Consider the following 24,863-nt stretch of genomic DNA (forward strand, 5'->3'; position numbering starts at 1 on the left):
ACCCAGGATAGCATCTTTTCTATCGACAGCCCCTATTGCAAACGGTCCCAGCCCGCATCCGGCGCGAAACGCGCGCCGAAGCGATCGGCGAGCCCGCGCAGAGTGGACACGACATTCTCCACACCCCGTGTGCGCGCATAGTTCAACGGCCCGCCACGGAACGGTGCATAACCGGTCCCGAAGATCATGGCGCCGTCGACTGCATCGGCATCGTCCACGATGCCTTCGCGCAAGCAAGCAACGCAGACATTAGACATCGGCAGCACCAGGCGATCGATCATCTGGTCGGTGACGCGCGGGCCGGTCTCGGGCAGCGGCGCCTTCTCCGCCTTGCCGTCCTTCCAGGTGTAAAAGCCCTTGCCGGTCTTGCGGCCGAGCTCGCCCCTGGCGACCTTGTCGCGCAGCCAGGCCGGCGTGGGCGGCAGCAGGTCGCCGAACCTGGTGCGCAGCATGTCGCCGACATCGAGGCAGATGTCGAGCCCGACCTGGTCGGCAAGCTCGATCGGGCCCATTGGCATGCCGAACTGCTCGGCCGCGGCGTCGATCAGGCACGGATCGATCTTCTCGTCCAGCATCACCATGGCTTCCAGCATGTAGGGCGTCAGCGCGCGGTTGACGAGGAAGCCCGGCGAGCTCTTCACGGGCAATGGCAAGCGGTCGATCGCGCCGACGAAAGCGAGGGCGTGCTTCAACACCTGTTCGTCGTTGCCGTCATGGCTGACGACCTCGACCAATTGCAGCCGCGACACCGGATTGAAGAAGTGCAGGCCGATCAGCCGCTCCGGCCGCGCCAGGGTGGTGCGCAAGTCCTGCAGCGGGATGCTCGACGTGTTGGTCGCAAGGATCGCGCCCGGTTTCATCCGCGGCTCGATCCCGGCATAGACTTTCTGCTTGAGCTCGAGCTTCTCCGGCACCGCCTCGATGATGAGATCGGCGTTGCGAACGCCCTCACCGTCCATATCAGGGATCAGGCGATCGAGCGCGTCGCGGACATCGGTCGGCTTGCGGATGATCTTGCCGTAGAGCTCGGCGGCGCGCTTCACCGCACCCGCGATCGGCTCGGCCTTCATGTCGGCGAGCGAGACGCGAAAGCCCTGCCCGGCCACCCAAGCCGCGATGTCGCCGCCCATGGCGCCGGCGCCGATGACGTGGACGTGCTTGATGGTGTTGCCCGAGCCAGCGGCCTTCTTCATCTGCTCGCGCAGGAAAAAGACGCGGATCAGGTTCTGCGCGGTCGGCGTCACCATCAGCCGGGCGAACGAGGCCTGCTCCGCCTTCAGCATCGCGGCCTTGCTGCCGCCATGAGCCTCCCAGAGATCGATCAGCGCGTAAGGCGCGGGATAGTGCTCGCGGGATGCGGCCTTCGCCGCCTCAGAGCGCATGCGTTTGGCAAGAAGCCCGCGCACGGGACCAAGGTTCGCCGCGCGCGTCAGGAGGCCCGGACGCGCCCGCTTGAGCCGGCCGAACAGGGCGTCCTTCACCGCGTTACGCACGTGGCGCTCCTGGGTGACGGTGTCGACGAGGCCGAGCGATCGGGCGCGGCGCGCGTCGATGGTGCGGCCGGTCAGCATCATCGCCATCGACTGGGTGGGATTGACCAGCGCGGTGAAGCGCGCGGTGCCGCCGAGGCCGGGATGCAGGCCGAGCATCACCTCCGGGAAGCCGAAGCGCGCGCCATCGATCGCGATACGCGATTGACAGGCCAACGCCACCTCGAGCCCGCCGCCGAGGCAGAAGCCGTGGATCACCGCAACCGTCGGCAGCTTCAATGCCTCCAGATGATCGACGACGGCGTGCGCGGCGCGGATACGTGTCTCCACCATGTCGGGATCGGACACCCCGCGGAATTCGTTGACGTCGGCGCCCGCGATGAAACCCGACGGCTTTGCGGAGCGGATCACGAGGCCGGCCGGACGCTCGGTCTCGACCGCCGCAAGCACCGCATCGAACTCCTCCATCACGTCGGAGGACAGCGTGTTGGCGCTTGCATCGGCGCGGTCGAACAGCAGCCAGGCGACGCCGTCTTCATCGCGTGTCAGCTTGAAGTGCTTGTACGGGCTGTCTGTCCCCGGCTTGGGTCCCAGCTCGAGGACGCGGTCGCCGAGCGCGGTCATGATCTTGGACTCCATGGTCACACCGCCTCGATCAGCATGGCGCCGCCGAGCCCGCCACCGATGCATTCGGTGGCGACACCCCGCCGCGTGCCGAGCCGCTTCATCGCGTTGACGAGATGCAGCACGATACGGTTGCCGGAGGTACCGACGGGATGGCCGAGCGAGATCGCGCCGCCGTCGACGTTGAGCTTGTCACGGTCGATCTCGCCGGCGGCACCATCCAGACCGAGGATTTCGCGGCAGAATTTATCGTCGTTCCAGGCGGCCAGGCACCCAAGCACCTGGGTGGCGAAGGCTTCGTTCAGCTCCCAGGTCTCGACGTCCTTGATGGTGAGTCCGTTACGCTGGAGCAATGGTGTTGCCGACATCACTGGACCGAGGCCCATGATGCTGGGATCGAGCGCGGCCCAGTTGCTGTCGACGATGGCAGCCTTCGGCGTGAGCTTGTGCTTTGCGACCGCCGCGTCGGAGGCGAGGATCACCCAGGAGGCGCCGTCGGTGATTTGGGAGGAATTGCCGGCGGTGACCTGCCCCCAGGGACGCTCGAACACCGGCCGGAGCTTTGCGAGCGACTCCGCCGTGGAGTCCGGCCGCACGCCATCGTCATGATCGAAGAATTTGCCGTCGCGGGAGAACGCGGTCTCGACCTCGCCCTTGAGAAATCCCGCGCCTTGCGCATGCGCAAGCCGGCGATGGCTCTCGGCAGCGTAGGCATCCGACTGAGCGCGCGTAATGCCGAAGAGATGGCCGACGACCTCGGCGGTCTGGCCCATGTTGAGATCGGTGACGGGGTCGGTCAGCCCGCGCTCGAGGCCGATGACCGGCTTGAGATCGCGCGGGCGCAGCTTGAACGCGGCGGCGAGCTTCGCGGCCGCGCCCTTGGCGGTCGCAAGGCCGGCGAACCAGCGCACGCCGGAATTCGGCCAGACCAGCGGCGCGTGGCTCAAGGCCTCGGTGCCACCGGCGAGAATCATGTCGGCATGACCTTCGCGGATGTAGCGGTAGGCAGTGTCGATCGACTGCATGCCGGAGCCGCAATTGATCTGCACGGTGAAGGCGACCATGTCCTCGCCCATGCCGAGCCGGAGCGCGGCGACGCGAGCCGGATTCATCTCGTCCGCGATCACGTTGACGCAGCCGAGGATGACCTGGTCGAAGCTGTCCGGCGAAAACGGCTGGCGCGCCAGCAGCGGCCGTCCGCATTGCACGGCGAGATCGACCGGCGTGAACGGTCCGGGCCCCGAGCGCGCCTTCAGAAACGGCGTCCGGCTGCCGTCGATGATGAATACCGGTCGTGCCATCAGCTCGCCGCCCTCTGCTCACCGAGTTCCTGAAAGAACTGATGCACATTCACGGTTTTCTTGTAAATCGGCGACAGCGCCTCCGGCGCGAAATCGTCGACCTCAATGACTTTTGTGACGGCTTCGTGAGCGGCGGCAAGCTGCTCACCCTCGGTCTGCGTGATCACGCCCTTGGCCACGGCGTCCTTCCAGTCGTTGATGTGCGCGGCGCGCATGCGCTTGGCGATCGCGTCGGTGGCAGTAACCAGCTTGAACGCATGCTCCAACCGGGCGAAGCCGCCATCATCATCGACATGGGCCAGATCCGGCGTGAGGCGCTCGCGCGCGGCCGAGGGCTCCAGCACCAGGCTCGCACATTGGTGCACGACCCGGTCGGAGGGGCCGAGCACGCGGGCGCCGAAGGGCTGGACAACGAACTTGAGGAAGCCGGCGACGAAGCGATTGGGCAGATTGGCGAGGATTTCGGCCAGCCGGTTCTCGATGGTTTTGAAGCCGGTCGCCATGCACCATTCCAGCGCGGCAAAATCCTCCTTCTGCCGGCCTTCCTCCTCCCAGCGCTTGAGCGCTGCCGACAACAGGTAGAGCTCGGACAGGATGTCGCCGAAGCGCGCCGACAGCATCTCCTTGCGCTTCAGCGCGCCGCCGAGCGTAAGCAGCGCCATATCGGCACAGAGCGCAAAGGCCGCCGAGTAGCGCGAGAGCTGGCGGTAGAATGTCGTGGCATCGCCGGCGTCAGGCGCCATCGCGAAGGCGCCAAAGGTCCAGCTCCGGCCGAAGGCCCGGAACAGGGTCTGAAAACTGTGGCCGACATGTTTCCAGAACGCCTTGTCAAAGGCGGTGAGCCCACGCTCGCGATCGGTATCGGCGAGCGCGTTCATCTCGTCGAGCAGATAGGGATGCGCCCGGATCGCGCCCTGCCCGAACACGATGAGATTGCGGGTGAGGATGTTGGCGCCTTCCACCGTGATGCCGACCGGCACGGCGCGATGCAGGTTGCCGAGATAGTTCTGCGGACCGTCGATCACGGCCTTGCCGCCATGAATGTCCATGGCGTCGTCGACCGCAGTGCGCATCCGCTCGGTCGCGTGCAGCTTCATGATCCCGGAGATGACGGCGGGATGGACGCCGGCATTGAGCGCCGCACAGGTCAGCCGGCGCGCCGCGTCGAGCTGATAGGCGGTCGCGACGATCCGCGCCAGCGGCTCCTCGACACCTTCAAACTTGGAGATGGAGATGCCGAACTGCTCGCGGATGCGGGCATAGGCGCCGGTGGTGCGCGCCGCATAGGCGGCACCCGCAGCAGAGAGCGACGGCAGCGAGATGCCGCGGCCGGCGGCGAGCGCAGTCATCAGCATCTTCCAGCCCTGTCCGAGCCGCTGCTGGCCGCCGATGACGTAATCGAGCGGAATGAAGACGTCGCGGCCCCAATTGGGGCCGTTCTGGAAGACCTGCATCGACGGCAGGTGGCGTTGGCCGATCTCGACACCGGGCAGATTGGTCGGGATCAGCGCGACCGTGATGCCGAGCTCCTCCCGCTGGCCAACGAGATGATCCGGGTCGTAAGCCTTGAAGGCGAGACCCAGCAGTGTCGCGACCGGGCCAAGCGTGATGTAGCGCTTGTGCCAGTTAAGCCTGAGCCCGATGACCTCCCGGCCGTCGAAGTCGCCTTTGCAGATGATCCCGGTGTCGACCATGGAGGCGGCATCGGAGCCGGCCTCGGGGCTGGTCAGACCAAAGCAGGGAATGTCGCGGCCATCGGCGAGGCGCGGCAGCCAGTGCGCCTGCTGCTCTTTCGTGCCGAAGCGCATGAGGAGTTCGCCGGGGCCGAGCGAATTCGGCACCATGACTGTGACCGCGGCAGCGATCGAGCGGGTCGAGATCTTGCGCACCACTTCCGAATGCGCATAGGGCGAGAAGCCGAGGCCGCCGAACTCCTTGGGGATGATCATGCCGAAGAATTTCTCGCGCTTGACGAAGTGCCAGACGTCCTGCGGCAGGTCGCGCCATTCCCAGAAGATCTTCCACTCGTCGAGCATGGCGCAGAGCTCGTCGACGGGGCCGTCGAGGAAGGCCCGCTCCTCCTCCGTCAATCTGGCCGGCGCAATTTTCAGCAGCTTCGACCAATCGGGGTTGCCGGTGAAGAGATCGGCGTCCCACCAGACGTCGCCCGCCTCCAGCGCCTCGCGCTCGGTGTCGGACATCGCCGGCAGCACGCCGCGGGCCCAGGAGAAGATCGGCTTTGTCAGGGTGTCGCGGCGGAAGCTCATGGCTGACCTCATGCATCGGCGCGGTTGTCGGGCATTTTAGCGGAAAGTGGCCGGGGTGCGTGAACACTTCGCGGGCAAAATTGACGCGGCCGGGCGGCCGCCCCCGAGACCATAACGGCCGGGTCGTGCTGGCAGTTCCGGGAGGGGGATGGGGAGAGATGTCTCCCCACGTCATTCCGGGGCGCGCCTCTTGGCGCGAGCTATGGTGCGCACTTGCGCACCTGAGAATCCATTCATCCACGCGCTCTGCCGCTAAATGGATTGCGGGCGCGACGCTACGCGTCGCCCCGGAATGACAGCGGAGAGAGCGCGCCCGGCCTAATCCGGCCGCACCATCTCGAACATGTTTTCCGGCTTGATCTCGAAGTAGTCGCCGCGGCGGCCGGCGCGGACGATCGGGCGGGCGGCGGCGGTCTGGTAGACGCCGTCCTTGATCATGGCCTTGTCGATGTGCACGGCGACGACCTCGCCCAGCGTCAGCCAGGCATCGGCCTCCTTGCCGTCGGCGCCTTTGAGGCGGACGATATCGGACACCTTGCATTCGAAGGCGACAGGGCTTTCGCCAACGCGCGGCACGTTGACGAGCTTGCCGGGCACGGCGGTGAGGCCCGCAAGCTTGAACTCGTCGACTTCAGGGCCGACATGCGCGGCGGTCGCATTCATGTGCTTGGCGAGGTCCATCGTGGCGAGATTCCACACGAACTCACCGGTCTGCTGGATGTTCTCGACCGTGTCCTTCCAGTTGGTGGAGGAGAAGCCGATGATCGGCGGCACATAGCAGAACGCATTGAAGAAGCTGTAGGGCGCGAGATTGACGTGACCCTTGGCGTCGCGGGAGGAGATCCAGCCGATCGGGCGCGGCGCGATGATGGCGTTGAAGGGATCGTGCTTGAGGCCGTGGCCCTTGGAGGGCTCGTAGAAGTACAGGTCTTTGTCGGTCACGCGGGGTCTTTCCTCATCCTGGTAGCCCGGATGGAGCGAAGCGTAATCCGGGGCCGCGGGCACAACGCTGATCCATCCCGGATTGCGCTACGCTCCATCCGGGCTACGTCGGTCTGCTTACAGGAGAAATTCCGCGCCCGTCAGTGGCGCGGCGACAGACCCGCGATGACGAAATCGATCATCTGGTCGATGGTCGGGCCCGGCTTGGTGGCGCACTGGGCGATCATCTGGGGGTGGAAGAAGCGCATCATCGCAGTGCAGGCGCACAGCGAGGCCAGCTGGAGATCCCTCGCCTCAAACTCGCCGGAGGCCACGCCCTGGGCGATCATCTGGCCGACAAATCCGGCGATGCACTCCATATGGTTGACGCAGACCTGCCAATCCTCCTGCATCGCGATCTCGACCATCTCGTGCAACTTGTTGTCGCCGACATAGCGCTCGGTGTTCATGCGATGGATGGTGTTGAGCAATTCCCGGAAGCGCTCCGGCACCGGACCGGGCCGCGCCACGATCCGCTGCGCCTCGAGCTCGACCTCGCCCATGAGCGAGCGGGCCACCGCCTGATGGATCGCCTTCTTCGATTCGAAGAAGCGATAGACATTGGCGGGGCTCATCCTGAGCTCCTTGGCGATGTCGCCGACCGTGGTCTTCTGGTAGCCGATCTGGCGGAACAGCCGCTCGGCCACCTCGAGGATCCGATCCCGGGTGTCGCCTTCGATATGTTCCGCAACCAGTGTCATCTGTCAGGACTCGTCAGTAGCACTTCATCTCACTTATTCAGCCGCTTCAGCAAGCGGAATTGCCGGATGTTCATCGCTGCCATGCTGCGGCGCGGCCGGCTGTTCCGGCGTACCGGCCTCGTCCAGGCTCTTCCTGAACCAGAGTGCATAGAGGCCCGGCAGGTACAGCAGGGTGAGGAAGGTCGCGACGAAGAGGCCCCCCATGATGGTGATCGCCATCGGGCCCCAGAAAGCCGAGCGCGACAGCGGGATCATGGCCAGGATGGCGGCGAGCGCCGTCAGCACCACCGGACGGGCACGGCGGACGGTCGCCTCCACAATCGCCTCGCGCCGGGTCAGGCCGTGGGAGACGTCGGTCTCGATCTGGTCGACCAGGATGACGGTGTTGCGCATGATCATGCCGGCCAGCGCGATCAGGCCGAGCAGCGCCACGAAGCCGAACGGGGCGTTGGCGACGTTGAGGCCGAGCGAGGCGCCGACGATGCCGAGCGGCGCGGTCAGGAACACCAGGATCAGGCGCGAGAAGCTCTGCAGCTGGATCATCAGCAGCGTCAGCATCACCATGACCATCACCGGGAAGAGGATGAAGATCGAGGCATTGCCCTTGGCGGATTCCTCGAACGCACCGCCCGCCTCGATGCGGTAGGCCGGCTCGAGGTGATCCTTGATCGCCTTCAGCTTTGGCGTGATCTGGCCCGTGACATCAGGGGCCTGCACGCCGTCGACGACGTCGGAGCGCACGGTGATGGCCATGTCGCGGTTGCGCCGCCACATGATCGGCTCCTCATGCGCATACTCGATCTTGGCGATCTGCTGCAGCGGCACGGCGACGCCATTGCGCGAGGTGATGGTGAGGTCGCCGACGCCGCCGAGGTCGAGGCGCTCGGACGGGACCGCACGGGCGACCACGCCGATCTTCTCGATGCCGTCGCGCACGGTCGTGACCTGCGAGCCCGAGATCAGCATCGCGAGCGCCTGCGAGACGTCCTGCGGGGTCAGGCCCATGGCGCGGGCGCGGTCCTGGTCGACGACGAGCTTCAGGTAAGGCGACTGCTCGTTCCAGTCGAGCTGGACGTCCTTGACGCTCTTGTTCTGCCGCATGACGTCGCGGACCTGGTAGGCGATCTCGCGCACCTTGTTGGCGTCGGGGCCGATCACGCGGAACTGGACGGGGAAGCCGACGGGCGGGCCGAAGTTGAAGCGATCGACGCGGACGCGCGCCTCGGACAGCATGCCGTCGGCAACCGCGTTCTCGATCTTGGCCTTGATGCGTTCACGCGCCTCGACGCCCTTGGCGACGACGACGATCTCGGCAAAGGCCTCGTTCGGCAGTTGCGGATTGAGGCCGAGCCAGAAGCGCGGCGAGCCCTGGCCGACATAGGACGTGTAGGTCTCGATGTCCTTGTCGTCCTTCAGCAGCGTCTCGGCCTGCTTCACCGCCTTCTCGGTGACGTTGAAGGCGGTGCCCTCGGGCAGGCGCAGCTGGAAGAACAGCTCGGGCCGCTCCGAGAGCGGGAAGAACTGCTGCTGGACATGGCCGAACCCGACGATCGAGGCGACGAAGACGCCGACGGTCGCGGCCACCACGGTGATGCGGTGGTTGACGCACCATTGCACGATGGCGCGCAGGCCGCGGTACATGCGGGTCTCGTAGACCGCATGCGGATCGTGATTGTGGTGCGCCTTCATCTCCGGCAGCAGCTTGACGCCGATATAGGGCGTGAAGATCACCGCCACGAACCAGGAGGCGACCAGCGCGATCGCCACGATCCAGAAGATGCTGCCGGCATACTCGCCGACCGCCGAATTGGCAAAGCCGATGGGGAGGAAGCCAGCGGCCGTGACCAGCGTTCCCGTGAGCATCGGAAACGCGGTGGATTCCCAGGCAAAGGACGCCGCGCGCATGCGGTCCCAGCCCTGCTCCATCTTCACCACCATCATCTCGACCGCGATGATGGCGTCGTCGACGAGCAGGCCGAGCGCGATGATCAGCGCGCCGAGCGTGATACGATGAAGGTCGAGCGACATCGCGTTCATGACGATGAAGACGATGCCGAGCACCAAGGGCACCGACAGTGCGACCACGATGCCGGTGCGCCAGCCCAGCGCCAGGAACGAAACGAACAGCACGATGACGAGCGCCTCCATGAAGGAGTGCACGAACTCGCCGACGGCGTGCTCGACCACCTTGGGCTGGTCGGCGATGAGCTTGACGTCGATGCCCTGCGGCACGGCCTTCATGAACTCGGCCGTCGCCTTCTCGACCTCCTTGCCGAGCTCGAGGATGTTGGCGCCCTTGGCGGTGACGACGCCGATGCCGATCGCTGCCTTGCCTTCCTGGCGAACGACGAAGCTCGGCGGATCGACATAGCCGTGGGTGACCGTGGCGATGTCCCCTAAGCGGAAGACGCGACCGTTGCTCTCGACCGGCGTTTCGGCGACCGCCTTGGCGCCGTCGAGCGCGCCGGTGACGCGCAGCGGCACGCGCTGCGAGGAGGTCTCGACCGTGCCGGCCGGCGTCACGTTGTTCTGCTTGGCGAGCGAATCGAACAGCGCCTGCGGCGTGATGCCGAGGGTGGCGAGCTTGGCGTGGCTGAACTCGACGAAGATGCGCTCGTCCTGGTTGCCGTAGACGTCGACCTTGGTCACGCCAGGCACCTTCAACAGGCGCTGACGGAATCCCTCGGAGACCTTCTTGAGCTGGGCATAATCGGCGCCGTCGCCGGTCATCATGTAGAGGATGGAATCGACGTCGGAGAACTCGTCGTTGACGACGGGCCCGAGAATGCCCGACGGCAACTGGCCCTGCACGTCGACCAGCTTCTTGCGCAGGAGATAGAAGAGATAGGGCACGTCCTTCGGCGGCGTGTTGTCGCGGAAGGTGACCTGGAGCGCGGTGAAGGCGGGCTTGGAATAGGTCTGCACCTTCTCGAAATAGGGCAGCTCCTGGAGCTTCTTCTCGATGGGATCGGCGACCTGCGTCTGCATTTCCTGCGCGGTCGCGCCGGGCCAGATCACGGAGACGTTGACCACCTTCACCGTGAAGAACGGATCCTCGGCGCGGCCGAGCTTCTCGTAGGAGAAGAAGCCGGCGACGCCGAGCACGAGCATCAGGAAGAGAACCAGCGTCGGATGGCTGACGGCCCAGGCCGAAAGGTTGAAGCGCTTCATCGCTCTCTCCGAAACACGATCCAGTTGCAATAACGACAGCCGCTCAGTTCAAACCGTCGTCGGGAGGCAGCGAAGCAATCCAGGGGGCTGGGCAGGTTCTGGATCGCTTCGCCGCTTCAGCCTTTGCTTAGGGACAAAGGCCGAAACTCACCTCACACGACGTAACTTACTTCTCTCGTCATTCCGGGATGGTCCGAAGGACCAGACCCGGAATCTCGAGATTCCGGGTGCGGCGCTGCGCACCGCCCCGGAATGACAAGGAACTAAAACGACAGGGACGAGACGACCCGCACCCGCTGGCCCGGATCGAGCTTCTGCACGCCGAGGGCGACGATCTTGGCGCCCTCTTCCACGCCGCCGGTGATGACCACGTCGTTGCTCTCGTAGGACTTCACCACGACCGGCTTCAGCGTGAGCGCGCCGTTGTCGTCGACGACGTAGAAGGACGGCTTGCCGCCTTCGTTGAACAGCGCCGACAGCGGCAGCCGCGCGACACGCTCGGTCGCGGCGTCCGACAGCGTGAGCGTCGCGGTCATGCCGAGCGCGACCTTGTCGTCGGCCTCGGGCAGCGAGAACTTCGCAAGGTAAGTGCGCGTGGCCGGATCGGCCGCCGGTGCGATCTCACGCAGCTTGGCCGCATATTTCTTGTTCGGCTCGGACCAAAGGGTGACGCTGGCGACGCCCGACTTGGCACGTCCAACCAGCGTCTCAGGGATCGCGACGACCGCTTCCTTTTCGGCAAAGCGGGCGACGCGGATCGAGGCCTGGCCCGCGGCGACCACCTGGCCGGGCTCGATCAGCGTTGCGGTGACGACGCCACGGGCGTCGGCAACAAGCGTCGCGTAGGAAAGGGAATTCTTGCTGAGCTCGAGCGCGCGCTCGGCGCGGTTCAGGCGGGCGCGGGCTTCGTCCGCGGCGGCACGGCTCGAATCCATCTGCGCGTCGGTGGTCCAGCCCTTGGCCTTGAGGTCCTTGGCGCGCTGCTCGGCGGCGGCGGCCTGGGCCAGCACGCCGGTCGCGGCGGTCTGCTCGGCGGCGGCCTGCTCGGCCTGCAGCTTCAGATCGACCTCGTCGAGAGTGGCGAGCGGCTGGCCGATCTCGACGGTCTGGCCGACTTCCACGAGTCGCTTGGCGACCTTGCCGGCAACGCGGAAGCCGAGATCGCTCTCGATCCGGGGCCTGACGGTGCCGACAAAGCTGCGCTCGGGGGTCTCGGCATCATAATGCGCGGTGGCGACCAGAACCGGCCGCGGCGGCTCGGCCTTCTCGGCGACGGTGTCATTGCACCCAGCCAGGCTGGCGGCCATCAGGGCCAGCGACACACCTGCCAACAGCCTGGAATAGCTCGACAAAACCGACCGGACGAACATCGAAGGACACTCCTGCATCTCGAATGAGAGGAATGTCGACTAATCACTGATAAAAGTCAATAATCGTCAGTCATCAGGAAAGCGTGATCGTTAAGGGGCGGTAACAAGGCGGATACCTATTCGCAGGAAGGTGCTCCGGTAGGTAGGCCGAGGTCAGGCCTCGGCCCGGATGTCATAGGGTAGGCAAAGGCGCGGTAGCGCCGTGCCCACGAAACTATCCGCGGGGACGCTGCGCTTTGCCTACCCTACAGGACCGTACACGCGGCTTGCGGCTCTACCGCCCCTGCCCGGCAAACTCGTGCTTGCTGTCGTGGCCGCCGATGAACACCAGGATGCCGGCGAGCAGAGGCAGCACAGCGAGCACCAGGAGGCCGGTCGAGGTCTGGCCCGTGGCTTCCTTGACCCAGCCGATCAGATACGGCCCGCCGAAGCCGGCGAGATTGCCGATCGAGTTGATCAGCGCGATGCCACCGGCGGCCGCGGTGCCGGAGAGCCAGGCGGTCGGCAGGGTCCAGAACACGCCGAAGCAGCAGAACACGCCGATGGCCGCGACCGTCAGCACCACCATCGTCATGGTCGGATCGGTCAGATAGGAGGACGCACCGAGCGCGACAGCGGTCAGCAGCAACGGCGCGCCGACATGCATCACCCGCTCGCGCGTCGCATCGGAGTGCCGCGCCCACAGGATCATCGCGATGGTGCCGAACAGATACGGGATCGCGGTGACGAAGCCGGTCTGCGCATTGGTCAGCCCGAACGCCTTGACGATCTGCGGCAGCCAGAACTGCATGCCGTAGAGCGCGCCGACGAAGCCGAAATAGATCAGGCTGAGCGCGATCACCTTGGGCGAGGACAGCGCTTCGCCGAGCGAGAAATGCTTCACCGCCTGCTTGGCCGCGATCTCCGAATCGAGCTTGGCCTTGAGCCAGGCTTTCTGCTCCCCCGACAGCCAGTCCGCCTTCTCCGGCTTGTCGGTGAGATAGAACCAGGTGACGATGCCGAGCAGCACCGAGGGAATGCCCTCGATGATGAACAGCCACTGCCAGCCCTTGAGGCCCATCGCACCGTCGAGCCCGAGCAACAGGCCCGAGATCGGCGCGCCGATCACAGTCGAGACCGGCACGGCGATGGCGAACGCCGCAAGGAAGCGAGCGCGATATTCGGCCGGATACCAGTAGGTGAGATAGAGGATGATGCCGGGAAAGAAGCCGGCCTCTGCGACGCCGAGCAGGAAGCGCAGGACGTAGAAGCTGGTGACGCCGCTGACCATCGCCATCAGAGCGGAGATGACGCCCCAGGTCACCATGATGCGGGCGATCCAGCGGCTGGCGCCGAACTTCTCCAGAGCCAGATTGCTCGGCACCTCGAAAATGAAGTAGCCGATGAAGAAGATCCCGGCGCCCCAGGAGAAGATCAGCGGCGTGAACTTCAGCTCCGCGTTCATGGTCAGCGCGGCGAAGCCGAGATTGACGCGATCGAGATAGGAGAAGAAGTAGGCCAGCACCAGGAACGGGATCAGGCGCCATGAGATGGCGCGGATGGTCGAGGTCTCGATCTCCGATTTGGTGGCGCCGGCGGAACCGGCATAGGTGGTGGTCTGGCTCATGGCTTCCCCCGGGTTATTGCTTTTGTGAGCTGATCCGGGGTTTTCAGCATCGCCGGCAAAGAGTCAATGGAGTGAGCAATGCACGGGACGCAGCCGGATCAACCCATTGCACCGCTCCGGACATCGCTGATCCGCGCCGCCCTCGCACTGATCGTCATTGCCTGCGGACTGTCCTTGCGCTGGTACGGCTTTCCGCTTGGGCTGCCTGCGTTCGTCGTGAAGTACGGCGGCTCGCTGTTGTGGGCCACGATGGTGTTCTTGCTGGCAGGGGTTTTGCTACCGCGGCTGACGCGGACACAGATTGCAGCCATCGCAGCGGTGATCGCGTTCATCGTCGAGTTCTCACGCTTGCTGCACACGCCTTGGCTCGATGCGTTCCGGCTCACCACGGCCGGCGCGCTGCTGCTCGGCCGCATCTTCTCGCTGTGGAATCTGACGGCCTACTTCGCCGGCATCGTAGTCGGCATCTGGCTGGATCGGCTCACCGAGATTTGCAGCACGGGCAAAAGCTAGCTAACGAGTCAGTTTCTTCCGTGTGGCCCGCAGAATCTCGTCTGACAATTTTGGATCGCTCACTGCGCGGGCAAGCACGATCGCGCCGACCAGGGAAGCAAGAGTCACGATCGCATCCTCGTCGCGCTGGCGTTGCCTGGTCCCCGAACCCAGGCGGGCGCCGAGCCATCCAATCATGCCCCTCACGCCGGCGGTAAAGCGCTCGCGCGCGCCCTGGCTCTGGCGATGCATTTCAGAGCACAGCGCCGCAAAGGGGCATCCGCTTCCCGGTTCATCCCGGTGCGCCGGCGAGAGATACTCGGAAACGTAATCGCCGACCGTGGACATCTCACCGAGCTCTCGACCTTTGGAGACGATTGCCGCCGCAATGGCTTCCTCGACCAGCCGCTGCTTGGAGCCGAATTGGCTGTAGAGGCTGCCGTGGGTCATACCGGCGGCCTCGGTCAGGGTATCAACTCCAACGCCGGCTATTCCGCGCTCCCGGATCAGGCGCGAAGCCGCCGTTAGAATTCGGTCGCGGTTGTCAGCCGCTCGTTCCTTGGAAACGCGCATATCGAAGATCCCGAATCGGAAGGCTTGACAATTATAATTACGACCGTCATCTAATTCAATAATTACGATCGTTATCAAAATTCGGCGAACGCCGCTGATCGTCAGGAGAAGATCATGACCAACGCAAAGATTGCTCTGGTGACGGGCGCCTCGTCGGGCATCGGTGAAGCCACCGCGCAGCGCCTGGCGGCGGTCGGCTACAAGGTCTACGGCACCAGTAGACGCGGACATCAGCCAGCCAAGCAGTCATTCGAGATGCTGACCCTCGACGTGACCAACGACGCTTCCGTGACGGCCGCGGTCGGCGAGGTCATCCAGCGCGAGGATCGCATCGATCTTCTCGTGAATAACGCCGGCTTCGGGGTTGCGCCCGCCGGAGCGGAGGAGAGTTCGATCGAGCAGGCTCGGAAGATCTTCGAGACCAATTTTTTCGGGCTGGTCCGGATGACGCGCGCCGTCCTGCCCCAGATGCGCCGCCAGGGCAGCGGCCGCATCATCAATATCGGTTCGGTTCTTGGTTTTCTGCCGATGCCCTACGGGGCGCTCTACGCCGCGACCAAGCACGCGGTGGAGGGTTATTCGGAGTCCCTCGACCACGAGTTGCGCACGCGGGGCATCAGGGTCTCCATCATCGAACCCGCTTACACGAAGACACCATTCGATTCGAACTTCATGGAGCCGGACGACAAGCTCGAGGATTATCGCGAAGCGCGCGCGGGCGTGAGCCGGCGGATAAACGAGGTAATGGCAACCGCCGAATCGCCGGACGTAGTCGCAGAAGCCGTGCTGGATGCCGCGAACGCGGCGCATCCGAAAATCCGGTACGCAGCCGGCAAGCTCGCGAACCGCCTGCGGTTGCTTCGCAGGTTTGCTCCCGCCGGACTCGTGGACGCAGGGATCCGAAAGGATCTTCGACTTGATGCCCGGCCGACCTCTGCGTCTTCCCGTCCAGCACGAGCTTTTTGACTCGCGCGGGCGCCGCCGCTCCCGGCGCACACCGATTGGGACACAGCGACATGAAAGCACTCATCTTCAAGCAGTATGGCAAGGCCGATCAGCTCACGTTCGCCGACCTGCCTCGGCCGACGCCGAAGCCGGACGAAATTCTCGTCCAGGTCCACGCCGCGGGCTTGAACCCGATCGACAACATGATTCCGAAAGGAACATTCAAACCGATTCTGCGCTTTCAGCTCCCGGCGACGCTGGGCAGCGATCTGGCCGGGGTGGTGGTCGAAGTCGGAAACCTGGTGACCCGGTTCAAGCCGGGCGACGAAATCTTTGCCAGCATCTTCGACATGAGCACGGGCGCACTCGCCGAATTTGCGGTCATCCCCGAGACCGCCGCTGCGCTCAAACCGCCGAACCTGGACTTTGTCCAGGCGGCGTCACTCCCGATGGTCGCACTGACGTCGTGGCAAGCGCTGAAGGAGCGTGCACGCCTCAAGCCCGGCCAGAAGGTGTTCATTCCGGCAGGTGCCGGTGGGATCGGAACGTTCGCCATCCAACTTGCCAAATATCTTGGCGCGAAGGTAGGAACGACGACCAGCAGCGGAAACGTGGACCTGGTGCGAAGCCTCGGCGCCGACGAGGTGATTGACTACAGCAAGCAGCAATTTGAGACAGTGCTGCGGGACTACGATGCCGTGCTTGGCACAATCAGGGGCGATGCGATCGAGAAATCGCTCGGCATATTGAAGCGCGGAAGCACTGTCGTCTCGCTGGTCGGACCACCAGACGCTGCATTCGCTCGCGCCCGGGGCATGAACTTCTTCATGGTGTTCCTGTTCGGCATGCTGAGCCGCAAGATCATACGCGGCGCCGGCAAGCGGGGCGCCGAATATTCGTTCCTGTTTGTGCATCCGGATGGAAATCAGCTCTCTCAGATCGGCGAGATTCTCAAGGCCGGCGACATCCGGCCGGTGATCGACAAGGTGTTCCCCCTTGCGCAGGCCAGGGAAGCTCTCGCCTACCTTGCAAAAGGCAGAGCGAAGGGGAAGGTTGTCGTCCGGATCAGGTGACGGCCCTACGTTCACTCCGAGAGCTGAAACCGCTCGAAACGGTCGAGCTCGTCCTCGATCTTCTGCTTGAGCTCCTTGCGGCCTGCGGTCTTCCTGCCCTGCCCGACCCAGGTCCATTTCTGCATCAACAACTTCCTCGCCTGCCGGTCGGTCTTCAGATCGAGCGCGGCGACGATCTCGTCGCCGACCAGCACGGGCAGCGCAAAATAGCCGAGCTTGCGCTTGGCCTTCGGCACATAGGCTTCGAACAAATGATTGTAGCCGAAGACGAGATTGGTCCGCTTGCGCTGGATGATCAGGGGATCGAACGGCGAGAGGATGTGGACGAGATCGGGCGATGCCCCCTCGCCGCCGGCTTCCAGCACCGCCGGCGCCGCCCAATGTTCCTGCTTGCCGGCGCCCTCGAGCGCGACGGGAACAAGCTCGCCGCGGCGGACGCGCGCGGCGATCAGGCCCGCCACCGCCTTCTTGCGCGGTGCGTCGAGATGGCAGGTCGAATCGAGGCTGACCACGCCTTGCGACCGCAGCGCGCGGTCGAGCAGATAGGCCGTGATGTCCTTGCTCGAGGCCGGCTTCGGCAGCTTGTCCCAGCCGAAATGGCGCGTCATCAGCTCATAGGTCTTCAGCATCCCCTGGCGCTCACTGACGGTTGCGACGCCCGTGTAGAAGGCGAGCTGCAGCGCCCGCTTCGAAGGTTTCCGGCTCTGCCAGAGGTGCTCCTTCTCGGTGAGCACGTCGTCCTCGATGTCGCGGATCGTCAGCGGGCCGGCGCGCAGCAGCCGCATCACCTTGCGGGTGTCGGCAGGCTTGACCGAAGCGTACCATTTGTGCCCCTCGCGGCGGTGCTCGCGCATCGCCGGGAGAAAAAAGCGGAAGTCACCGGCCGGCACGTAGGAGAGCGCATGCGTCCAATATTCGAAGACGCTTTTGTCGAGACTCTGGGCCTGACGCAGATCGGCGCGGCGGTAGGACGGAATGCGGCTGAACAGGATGTGGTGGTGGCAGCGCTCGATGACGTTGATGGTGTCGATCTGAACATAGCCGAGATGGGCGACCGCATCCGCGACGGCCTGTGCTCCCTCGCCGAACGGGGTACGCTCATCCAGCCGCTGGGCATGCAGCCAGATCTGCCGGGCCTGAGTCGTGGTGAGGGGAAACGGTTTAGGCGCGCGTGACATTGCAGAACGCAATGTAGCGGGATTCGCGCCGGGAGAAAGCAACCGACGCACAAAGAAAAAGGCCGCGCTGCCATCTGCTGACAGCGCGGCCGCTTGACGTCGTCCGGACCTACTTCGCCATCATGGCCTTCTGCGACTTCATGTAGTGCATGCAGGCGCTCTTCATCTTGCCATTGCTCATGTCGGTGTTGGCCATGGCCATTTCCTTGTTCGACGCCATCTTGGCCGGTGTGTCGGGCGTGCCGCCCATCATCGCGGCCGACTTCATCATGTTGTCCTTGGTGCACGCCATCATCGCGGCGGAGGCCGGGGACAGCGACAGGGTGAACGCGACAAAGGCTGCGGCCGTGAGCAAGATCTTCATCGAAAAGTCTCCTCCGTAAAACGAAACCGGCGTCATGCCGGCCTTCGCAATTACGTATTCTCTCGCGCCGACGTTTCGCGGAGAAGACAATTTTCTTGCTGCGATGCAATGACGAGGCGCTTCAACGGCCATCCTTCGGCGCTTTGGGCCGGTCACCGAGACTGCCGGTCGCGACATCCGGCTTGCACAGGGCCTTGCCGCGGCGCGCATCTGGCCGATTTCTTGTTCGCGGCCGGGCCGCGCGGCCACGGCTTTGCGACGACCGGCGTGCAGAGGTCTCCGGACGCGGTGCCGGCGGCGAGACACATGACCGGCCTCTCCCCGCGGGCACGGTCCAGGAGCCCGTGCGCCTCAACGTGATTTCGATCACACCGGGCCGGCCGCCGCGTGAACCTTTCCTGCGGAGATGACGACCACTGCTATTGGGACAATCGGCCCCGGCCCCGGAGCGGCCGCGAAACAGGCCGCTCCACCGCCCGGAACGCCGGGAAATGCACGAGACCGAGCCCGCAAGCGCTGCAGCCACCGTGACCAGGATCACATCAGGGCTTTTGAACCCACCCTATGCTCGCAGCATCAAATCGCTATCAGGCGTAACATCGAGGATACGACAATGACCCGTTTTGATAAGTTCTTTGGACTGAAGGCGATAACCCTTTCCGCCGCGCTGTCGATGACGGCTGGCCTGGCTCTGGCCGGCGACAACAACGTCACCACCGGCCAGATCCTGGATGCACTGAAGCCGAAGCCGGCGACCCGCGGACTGTCCGTCGGTCCGCAGGCCGACACGACCGCGCAGGCCAAGGAAGCGACCTTCCTGAATACGGTGCGCAACCGCTCGACCCGCTCGCTTTCGACCGGCGAACGCGAGCAGATCGCCGAGCTCGCCGCGACCAAGCCGAAGATCGATCTGGAGATCCAGTTCGACTACAACTCGGCCAATATCGCCAAGACCTCAATGTCCTCGGTGCAGGCGCTCGGCAAGGCTCTCTCCGACCCGGCGCTCAAGGGCTCGACCTTCGTGGTCGCCGGCCATACCGACGCGATCGGCGGCGAAGAGTACAATCAAGGGCTCTCCGAGCGGCGGGCCGACACCATCAAGAAGTACCTGGTGCAGAACTACGGCCTCAACGGCACTGATCTGGTCACCGTCGGTTACGGCAAGACCAAGCTGAAGGATACCGCCAACGGCGCCGATCCGATCAACCGCCGCGTCCAGGTCGTGAACATGGACACCAAGACCGCGTCGAAATGATCCGATGACGATCACCGCCTGCCGTTCCTCCGGCAGGCGGTCCGCGCTCAGACCGGCACCGGTGCGGCGAGCGCCTCCCGGACCAGCCGTGCGAGCTCAGCCTTGCGGTAAGGCTTTTCCAGGATCAAGGCGCCCTGCCGGACGTGGCCGTTCGCCGCCAGCGTTTCGAGGGCGTAACCCGAGGTCAGCAGCACGTGCAGCTCGGGCCTCTCCTTGCGGGCGAGGCCCGCTAGCTCCCACCCGTTGACGCCTCCTGGCATGACGACGTCGGAGAACAGCAGGTCGATATGCGGTGTTGCCGCAAGCGCCTGCAGGGCCGACTTGCCATCGACGGCGGAAATCACCTTGTAGCCCAGGCTCTGCAGGCTCATGACCGCGTAGGACCGGACGAACGGATCGTCCTCGACGACCAGCACGATCTCCGAACCGCTCTGCGCGACCTCCTTCTCGACTGCCAGCGGCACGCCCTGCGACTTGGTCAGCACGGCCGGAAGATAGATCCGCACGGTCGTTCCAAGGCCCGGCTCGCTGTAGATCGTGACATGGCCGTTGGATTGCTTGACGAAGCCGTAGACCATGCTGAGCCCGAGCCCGCTGCCCTTGCCGACCTCCTTGGTGGTGAAGAAGGGTTCGAACACGCGCTCCAGCACCTGCTTCGCCATGCCGGAGCCGGTGTCAGTCACCGCGATCACGACATATTCGCCCGCTGCTACGTCGGGATGAACGTTGTGATCGCCCGCATCGAGCGATGCGTTCGCCGCCGAAATGGTCAGGCGTCCACCCGATGCCATCGCATCCTGGGCGTTCAGCGCGAGGTTGAGGATCGCCGATTCCAGCTGCGCGGGGTCGGCAAAGGCGTGCCGCAGCAAAGGATCGGCCTGGGTGGTGATCTCGATGTCCTCACGCAGCGTTCGCCGCAGCAGCTTGTACATGGATTCGATCAGCTTGTTGCATTCGGTCTCGACCGGCCGCAGCAGCTGCTTGCGACTGAAGGCGAGCAGGCGCTGCGTCAGCTCGGCGCCGCGTTCGCCGGCGCTGCAGATGTCGTCGGCGAGGCGCTTCAGATCCTCGCGCGGCACCAATTGCTCGGACAGATATTCGGCGTTGCCGACGATCACGGTGAGGAGATTGTTGAAGTCGTGAGCGATGCCACCAGACAGCTGTCCGACCGCCTCCATCTTCTGCGCCCGCATCAGCTGCGCCTCGGTACGCTTGCGATCGGTCAGGTCGTGGATCATGCCGACGAAGATGGAGGAGCCGTCCTGCTGGGCCTCGCCGACCGACAGGTCCATCGGGAAGGTCGTGCCGTCCTTGCGCCGACCCGTCACCTCGCGTCCGATGCCGATGATCTTCTTGTCGCCAGTGGCGATGAAATTGCGGATATACCCGTCGTGCTCGGAGCGATAGGGCTCCGGCATCAGCATCCGGACGTTCTGCCCGAGAACCTCGTTGTCGCGATATTTGAAAAGCCGCTCGCAGGCCGGATTGAACTTCAGGATGATGCCGTCGGAATCGATCAGGATCACGCCGTCGACGGCGGTGTCGACGACAGCGCGCAACCGAGCGGCGCTCTCGCGCAGCTCGCGCTCGACCCGCTCGCGCTCGGTGAGGTCGTGAATGATGCCGACGAAGATCGAATCGCCGGCCGCCTGCTTGCTCTCGCCGACCGACAAATGCATCATGAAGGTCGAGCCATCCTTGCGCTGGCCCACCACTTCGCGGCCGATGCCGATGATCTTGCGCTCGCCGCTGATGTGGTAATTTTGTAGATAGCCGTCATGCGCATTGCGGTAGGACGACGGCATCAGGACCTTGACGTTCCGCCCGATGACCTCCTCGGCGGAATAGCCGAACAGCTTCTCGCAGGCCGGATTGAACATCAGGACGCCGCCGCGCGCGTCGATCAGGATCACGCCGTCCACCGCGGTATCGACGACGGCCCGCAACCAGTCGGCATTGGGATGGCCCGGCCTGGCGCTGAGGTCCTCCATATTCACCGGGCGACTCTCCGATTCCGAGAAGGTCGGTCCAGTCCACACGCGACAATTGATTCAGGCAAGACAATTCTACCGAGGCTATGCACGCAAGCGGGCACTAGATCCAGCTCTGGAACAACATCAGCTGGCCGAAGCTCCGCATCGAGGTGCCGATAAAGGCCGCGGAGATCGGCAGCATGACCGCAAAGCCGATCGCCGCAACACCGACATAGGCCCAGAGCAGCCAGCGCGGCAGGCCGTCCCGGCGCAGCACATAGACCAGTGCGAGCGAGGCCGCCGTGGCTGCCGGCAGATAATAGTAGATGAAACCCAGCGTGCGCGGCAGCAAGGCCCAGGCAAGCCAGGGACCGAAATAGAACGCCGCGATCAGGAACGCGTCCCAGCGGCGCTCGACGACGAAGTCGCGCAGCACGAGCACGAGCGCGAGCAGGGCCGGCCACAACACCAGGGGATTGCCGAGGAAGACGACCGCGGAGACATTGTCTTCCGAGCTCTTGTCGAACAGAAACCACACCGGGCGCGCCAGCAGCGGCCAGGACGGCCATGAACTCATATAGGTGTGGCCGGCAATCGCGGTCGTGGTGTTGTCGGCGAAGATCCGGCGCTGCGCCTCGACCAGATCCGGCAGCGACAATCCATAGAGCGGAACGAAAGCGGCAAGATACGCCACACCGGGCAGGATCGCGAAGCACAGCACGAGATGATGCAGCCTCAGGCGGGGCCAGAGGTCGGGCCGATACCAGTCGTCCGGCCTCGCGTCGGCGAATAACGTGCGCCAGCCCTGCATCAGGCGGATCACCGTGACGACGACGATACAGACGCCGAGCGGAAACAGGCCGCTCCATTTGCAGGCGGCGGCACAGCCGAACAGCGCGCCCGCGAGCGCGAACAGCGCCTGCGGCCGCTCGCGTCGAAATCCGTGCATGAAGGCGGCGGTCGCGAGCAGGCCGAAGCCGAGCGCAAAGATATCGAGCATGGCGATGCGCGCCTGCACATAGAGCATCTGGTTGAATGCCGCGATCAGCGCCGCGGCGATGGCGGGCCCTTGCGCGGCGAACAGCGCGAGGCCGCACAGATAGATCGCGACGACCGCCAATGCGCCGAACAATGTCGCGGGATAACGCCAGCCGAGCGCATTGTCGCCGAAGGCCGAGATCGAGGCCGCGATCAGCTCCTTGGCCAGTGGCGGATGCATCGGATTGAGCATCGGCTGCGACATCGCCGGTGCCAGCATCTGCCGCGCCGCCGGCACGTAGTGCACCTCGTCGAAGACGAACTTCTCCGGTGTCGTCAGGCCGATCAGCAGCGCGAGATGGGCGACCAGGAAAATTGCGACAGCAACCACTGCGCTTCGCGACACTCTCGGAACTGCAGACCGTTCAAGCAGCTGCTGTGGGGATGCTTTGCGTGGCAAATTTGCGTCACCGCGGACAAAAATGAAGATCTCGGTTTTCATTGAACGCATTCCGCCGCAACTGTCACTAAGCATAACGCACGTCCAGCGCCGCTTGTGATAATTCCGCCACATCGCAGGCGCGCGCGATCCGGTACGATCAGGGACACATCGATCGGTTTGCGAAATGAATTTGCGTTTCTGGCTTTTCCCCACTCTGTTGTCGGCCGCATTGTGCGCAGGCACTTGCGCACATGCGCAGACGCGCGTCGGCGAAGCCGTCGTGATCCAGAATGAAGTTGTGCGCGTGGCCGCGACGACCACGCCGATCAGCGTCGGCGACAGCATGTTGCGCGACGAGACCGTGCGCACCGGCGCCGACAGCGCCGCGCGCTTCGTGATGGCCGACAGCACCAATCTGTCGCTTGGGCCCAGCGCCACGTTGAAGCTCGACCGCACCGTCTTCAACGACGAGCACAGCTATCGCGACGTCGCGATCCGCATGACCACCGGCGCCTTCCGTTTCGTCACCGGTCATTCCGAGAAGACCGCCTACAAGATCACGACGCCGCTTGCGACGATCGGCGTGCGCGGCACCACGCTCGACATCCTCTCGCAGCGAGGCCGCTCCGTCGTGGTGCTTCAGGACGGCGCGGCCAGCGTCTGCACGACGAGCTCCCAATGCGTACAACTGACCCAGCCGGGCGACACCGCGATCATCACGTCGACCGGCGGCAAGGTCAGCATCACCAAGACCAGCACGCCGCCCTGGACTTTCGCCGCCAATTGCGCTGCGAGCGCCGGGCTGTGCTCGGTCAACCAGTATGCCGACGCCACGCCGACCATCACGCCCGCCGTCCATGACGACGGCATGCTGTGCGGGCGCTGACGATGGCAACGGTCCGTATCCGCGAGCTCGTTCTTGCCGTCGCACTGGCGGCCATGGCCACCGTGACGCTGGCATGGAGTATTCAGCAGCCGGCCTCCGCCGCGACCCTGAACCTCACCAATTGTGAGGAAGGCTGCTCGCCGTCGCCCTCGCCAAGCCCGTATCCTTCACCTTCGCCGTCGCCCAATCCCTATCCGTCGCCGAGTCCGACACCGACCGGCGCCGATTCCAGCGGCAATTCGGTCGGCGGCCTCGCCGACCAGCGCTTCAACCAGATGATCACCAACCGGGTGCTCGGCACGGTCCTGCTCGGTGTCAACGAGCAGGTCAATTGCAGCGATTGCATCAGCGCATTCGGCTCGGCCGGCTCGTTCTCGGCCGGCATCCACGGCCGCAAGGAATTGACCAACAATCTGTCGCTGCTCGCCGGCATCGCCTACACGCAATACAACGAGGGCGGCTACAAGATCACCAGCGCCCCGATCGGCGCCTTCGCCCTGCGCTACGACTTCACCGACTGGGGCTCGTCGCGCCCGTTCTTCGACGTCGGCACCATCCTGACGCCGTGGGAGAAGGCGCGCTACACCCGCAGCTACGACACCAGCCTCGGGCCGGTGAGCGTCACGAGCTCGACCAATGCCTCCAACTACGCGGTCTATGGTCGCGCCGGCTGGATGAGCCGCATCTCGCCGCGCGACGAGGTCGCAGCCTCGATCGAGGTCTGGCAGCTCTGGCAGCGCGTGTCCGGCTATAGCGACAGTGCCGTGGCCTTCAACCCGTTCGACGCCACGATCGCGACCGGCACCGACCGCACCAGTCTCGTCAAGATCGGCGGCCAGTGGACGCATCTGTTCGGCGGCAATATCGAGACCAACATCAATGGCGGCTGGGTGCAGTCGTTTGCGAGCCACAGCGGCATCGTCGCCACCGTGACCGGCAACGGCGTGGTGGTGCCGACCATGGGCAACCAGGGCTGGTTCGAATATGGCGGCCGCCTCGGCTTCCGCGTGCAGAAGGGCTGGATCGTGGATCTCTTCGCCAACGGCACACTCGGCCCGCAACCGGTCGGCAACACCATCCATGGCGGCGTGGGGCTGAGGATCAATTACTAGCAGTCTGCTGAAAAACCGGCAAATTCGTTGCTGATTGGCGTTTGGGTTGGACCTTGGTCGGAAGTTTGATGTCGGAGCGGC

The 24,863-nt window shown here is 64.6% G+C and carries 19 protein-coding genes; 6 read left to right on the forward strand and 13 right to left on the reverse strand.

Going from position 1 to position 24,863, the window contains the following annotated elements; translation table 11 throughout:
• Window positions 1-32 precede the first annotated feature (32 nt).
• The 8 genes from UNPF46_RS21390 to UNPF46_RS21425 all read right to left on the reverse strand — a co-directional run bounded on the left by UNPF46_RS21390 (window position 33) and on the right by UNPF46_RS21425 (window position 13,511).
• On the reverse strand, window positions 33-2,129 hold the full coding sequence (locus tag UNPF46_RS21390) for a 3-hydroxyacyl-CoA dehydrogenase NAD-binding domain-containing protein (protein WP_181770039.1): 2,097 nt from the start codon (window positions 2,127-2,129) through the stop codon (window positions 33-35).
• 2 nt (window positions 2,130-2,131) lie between these two features.
• On the reverse strand, window positions 2,132-3,415 hold the full coding sequence (locus UNPF46_RS21395; protein ID WP_142251325.1) for an acetyl-CoA C-acetyltransferase: 1,284 nt from the start codon (window positions 3,413-3,415) through the stop codon (window positions 2,132-2,134).
• Window positions 3,415-5,682 carry an acyl-CoA dehydrogenase gene (locus tag UNPF46_RS21400; protein WP_181770040.1) on the reverse strand — a complete coding sequence of 756 codons (2,268 nt, stop codon included), beginning with the start codon at window positions 5,680-5,682 and terminating at the stop codon, window positions 3,415-3,417. The genes UNPF46_RS21395 and UNPF46_RS21400 overlap by 1 nt, the downstream gene beginning before the upstream one ends.
• A gap of 318 nt (window positions 5,683-6,000) precedes the next feature.
• A complete protein-coding gene (locus UNPF46_RS21405) occupies window positions 6,001-6,624 on the reverse strand; it encodes a flavin reductase family protein (protein ID WP_100181079.1) in 624 nt (207 codons plus the stop codon).
• Between the two features lie 140 nt (window positions 6,625-6,764).
• Window positions 6,765-7,364 carry a TetR/AcrR family transcriptional regulator gene (locus UNPF46_RS21410; protein WP_100176360.1) on the reverse strand — a complete coding sequence of 200 codons (600 nt, stop codon included), beginning with the start codon at window positions 7,362-7,364 and terminating at the stop codon, window positions 6,765-6,767.
• Between the two features lie 33 nt (window positions 7,365-7,397).
• Window positions 7,398-10,535, reverse strand: coding sequence for an efflux RND transporter permease subunit (locus UNPF46_RS21415; protein ID WP_100176361.1), 3,138 nt, complete (start codon window positions 10,533-10,535; stop codon window positions 7,398-7,400).
• A gap of 263 nt (window positions 10,536-10,798) precedes the next feature.
• Window positions 10,799-11,905 (reverse strand): efflux RND transporter periplasmic adaptor subunit, encoded by a 1,107-nt coding sequence (locus UNPF46_RS21420; protein ID WP_142251327.1) that lies wholly within the window; start codon window positions 11,903-11,905, stop codon window positions 10,799-10,801.
• A gap of 274 nt (window positions 11,906-12,179) precedes the next feature.
• Window positions 12,180-13,511 carry an MFS transporter gene (locus UNPF46_RS21425; protein WP_142251328.1) on the reverse strand — a complete coding sequence of 444 codons (1,332 nt, stop codon included), beginning with the start codon at window positions 13,509-13,511 and terminating at the stop codon, window positions 12,180-12,182.
• A gap of 78 nt (window positions 13,512-13,589) precedes the next feature.
• Here UNPF46_RS21425 and UNPF46_RS21430 point away from each other — a divergent pair, with 78 nt between their 5' ends.
• Window positions 13,590-14,024 (forward strand): ribosomal maturation YjgA family protein, encoded by a 435-nt coding sequence (locus UNPF46_RS21430; RefSeq protein ID WP_100176364.1) that lies wholly within the window; start codon window positions 13,590-13,592, stop codon window positions 14,022-14,024.
• Here UNPF46_RS21430 and UNPF46_RS21435 read toward each other — a convergent pair whose 3' ends face one another.
• Entirely contained in the window at window positions 14,025-14,576 is a 552-nt protein-coding gene (locus tag UNPF46_RS21435) for a TetR/AcrR family transcriptional regulator (RefSeq protein WP_100181080.1), read from the reverse strand.
• Window positions 14,577-14,690: 114 nt separating this feature from the next.
• Here UNPF46_RS21435 and UNPF46_RS21440 point away from each other — a divergent pair, with 114 nt between their 5' ends.
• Both UNPF46_RS21440 and UNPF46_RS21445 read left to right on the forward strand, forming a co-directional pair.
• Window positions 14,691-15,542, forward strand: a complete 852-nt coding sequence (locus tag UNPF46_RS21440) for an oxidoreductase (RefSeq protein WP_100176365.1) — start codon at window positions 14,691-14,693, stop codon at window positions 15,540-15,542.
• Between the two features lie 50 nt (window positions 15,543-15,592).
• The gene (locus tag UNPF46_RS21445) at window positions 15,593-16,594 is read left to right on the forward strand and encodes an NADP-dependent oxidoreductase (protein WP_142251329.1); all 1,002 of its coding nucleotides are present in this window, start codon (window positions 15,593-15,595) and stop codon (window positions 16,592-16,594) included.
• An 11-nt stretch (window positions 16,595-16,605) separates the two neighbouring features.
• On the opposite strand, the gene UNPF46_RS21450 is transcribed toward UNPF46_RS21445, so the two are convergent.
• Together UNPF46_RS21450 and UNPF46_RS21455 are read right to left on the reverse strand one after the other, a co-directional pair.
• Complete coding sequence (locus tag UNPF46_RS21450; RefSeq protein ID WP_142251330.1) at window positions 16,606-17,772, reverse strand: winged helix-turn-helix domain-containing protein; 1,167 nt, start codon at window positions 17,770-17,772, stop codon at window positions 16,606-16,608.
• A 109-nt stretch (window positions 17,773-17,881) separates the two neighbouring features.
• Window positions 17,882-18,136, reverse strand: coding sequence for a hypothetical protein (locus UNPF46_RS21455; RefSeq protein WP_063196637.1), 255 nt, complete (start codon window positions 18,134-18,136; stop codon window positions 17,882-17,884).
• A 613-nt stretch (window positions 18,137-18,749) separates the two neighbouring features.
• Between UNPF46_RS21455 and UNPF46_RS21465 the strand changes: the two genes are divergently transcribed.
• Window positions 18,750-19,391, forward strand: coding sequence for an OmpA family protein (locus tag UNPF46_RS21465; protein ID WP_100176369.1), 642 nt, complete (start codon window positions 18,750-18,752; stop codon window positions 19,389-19,391).
• Between the two features lie 47 nt (window positions 19,392-19,438).
• On the opposite strand, the gene UNPF46_RS21470 is transcribed toward UNPF46_RS21465, so the two are convergent.
• Window positions 19,439-21,382, reverse strand: coding sequence for a hybrid sensor histidine kinase/response regulator (locus UNPF46_RS21470; protein ID WP_100176370.1), 1,944 nt, complete (start codon window positions 21,380-21,382; stop codon window positions 19,439-19,441).
• Window positions 21,383-21,485: 103 nt separating this feature from the next.
• Complete coding sequence (locus tag UNPF46_RS21475) at window positions 21,486-22,916, reverse strand: phospholipid carrier-dependent glycosyltransferase (RefSeq protein ID WP_142251332.1); 1,431 nt, start codon at window positions 22,914-22,916, stop codon at window positions 21,486-21,488.
• 52 nt (window positions 22,917-22,968) lie between these two features.
• Between UNPF46_RS21475 and UNPF46_RS21480 the strand changes: the two genes are divergently transcribed.
• A complete protein-coding gene (locus UNPF46_RS21480; RefSeq protein ID WP_142251333.1) occupies window positions 22,969-23,670 on the forward strand; it encodes a FecR family protein in 702 nt (233 codons plus the stop codon).
• Between the two features lie 2 nt (window positions 23,671-23,672).
• Complete coding sequence (locus UNPF46_RS21485) at window positions 23,673-24,782, forward strand: hypothetical protein (protein ID WP_181770041.1); 1,110 nt, start codon at window positions 23,673-23,675, stop codon at window positions 24,780-24,782.
• Window positions 24,783-24,863 lie beyond the last annotated feature (81 nt).

Source organism: Bradyrhizobium sp. UNPF46, assembly GCF_006658625.1.
Lineage (GTDB): Bacteria > Pseudomonadota > Alphaproteobacteria > Rhizobiales > Xanthobacteraceae > Bradyrhizobium > Bradyrhizobium nitroreducens.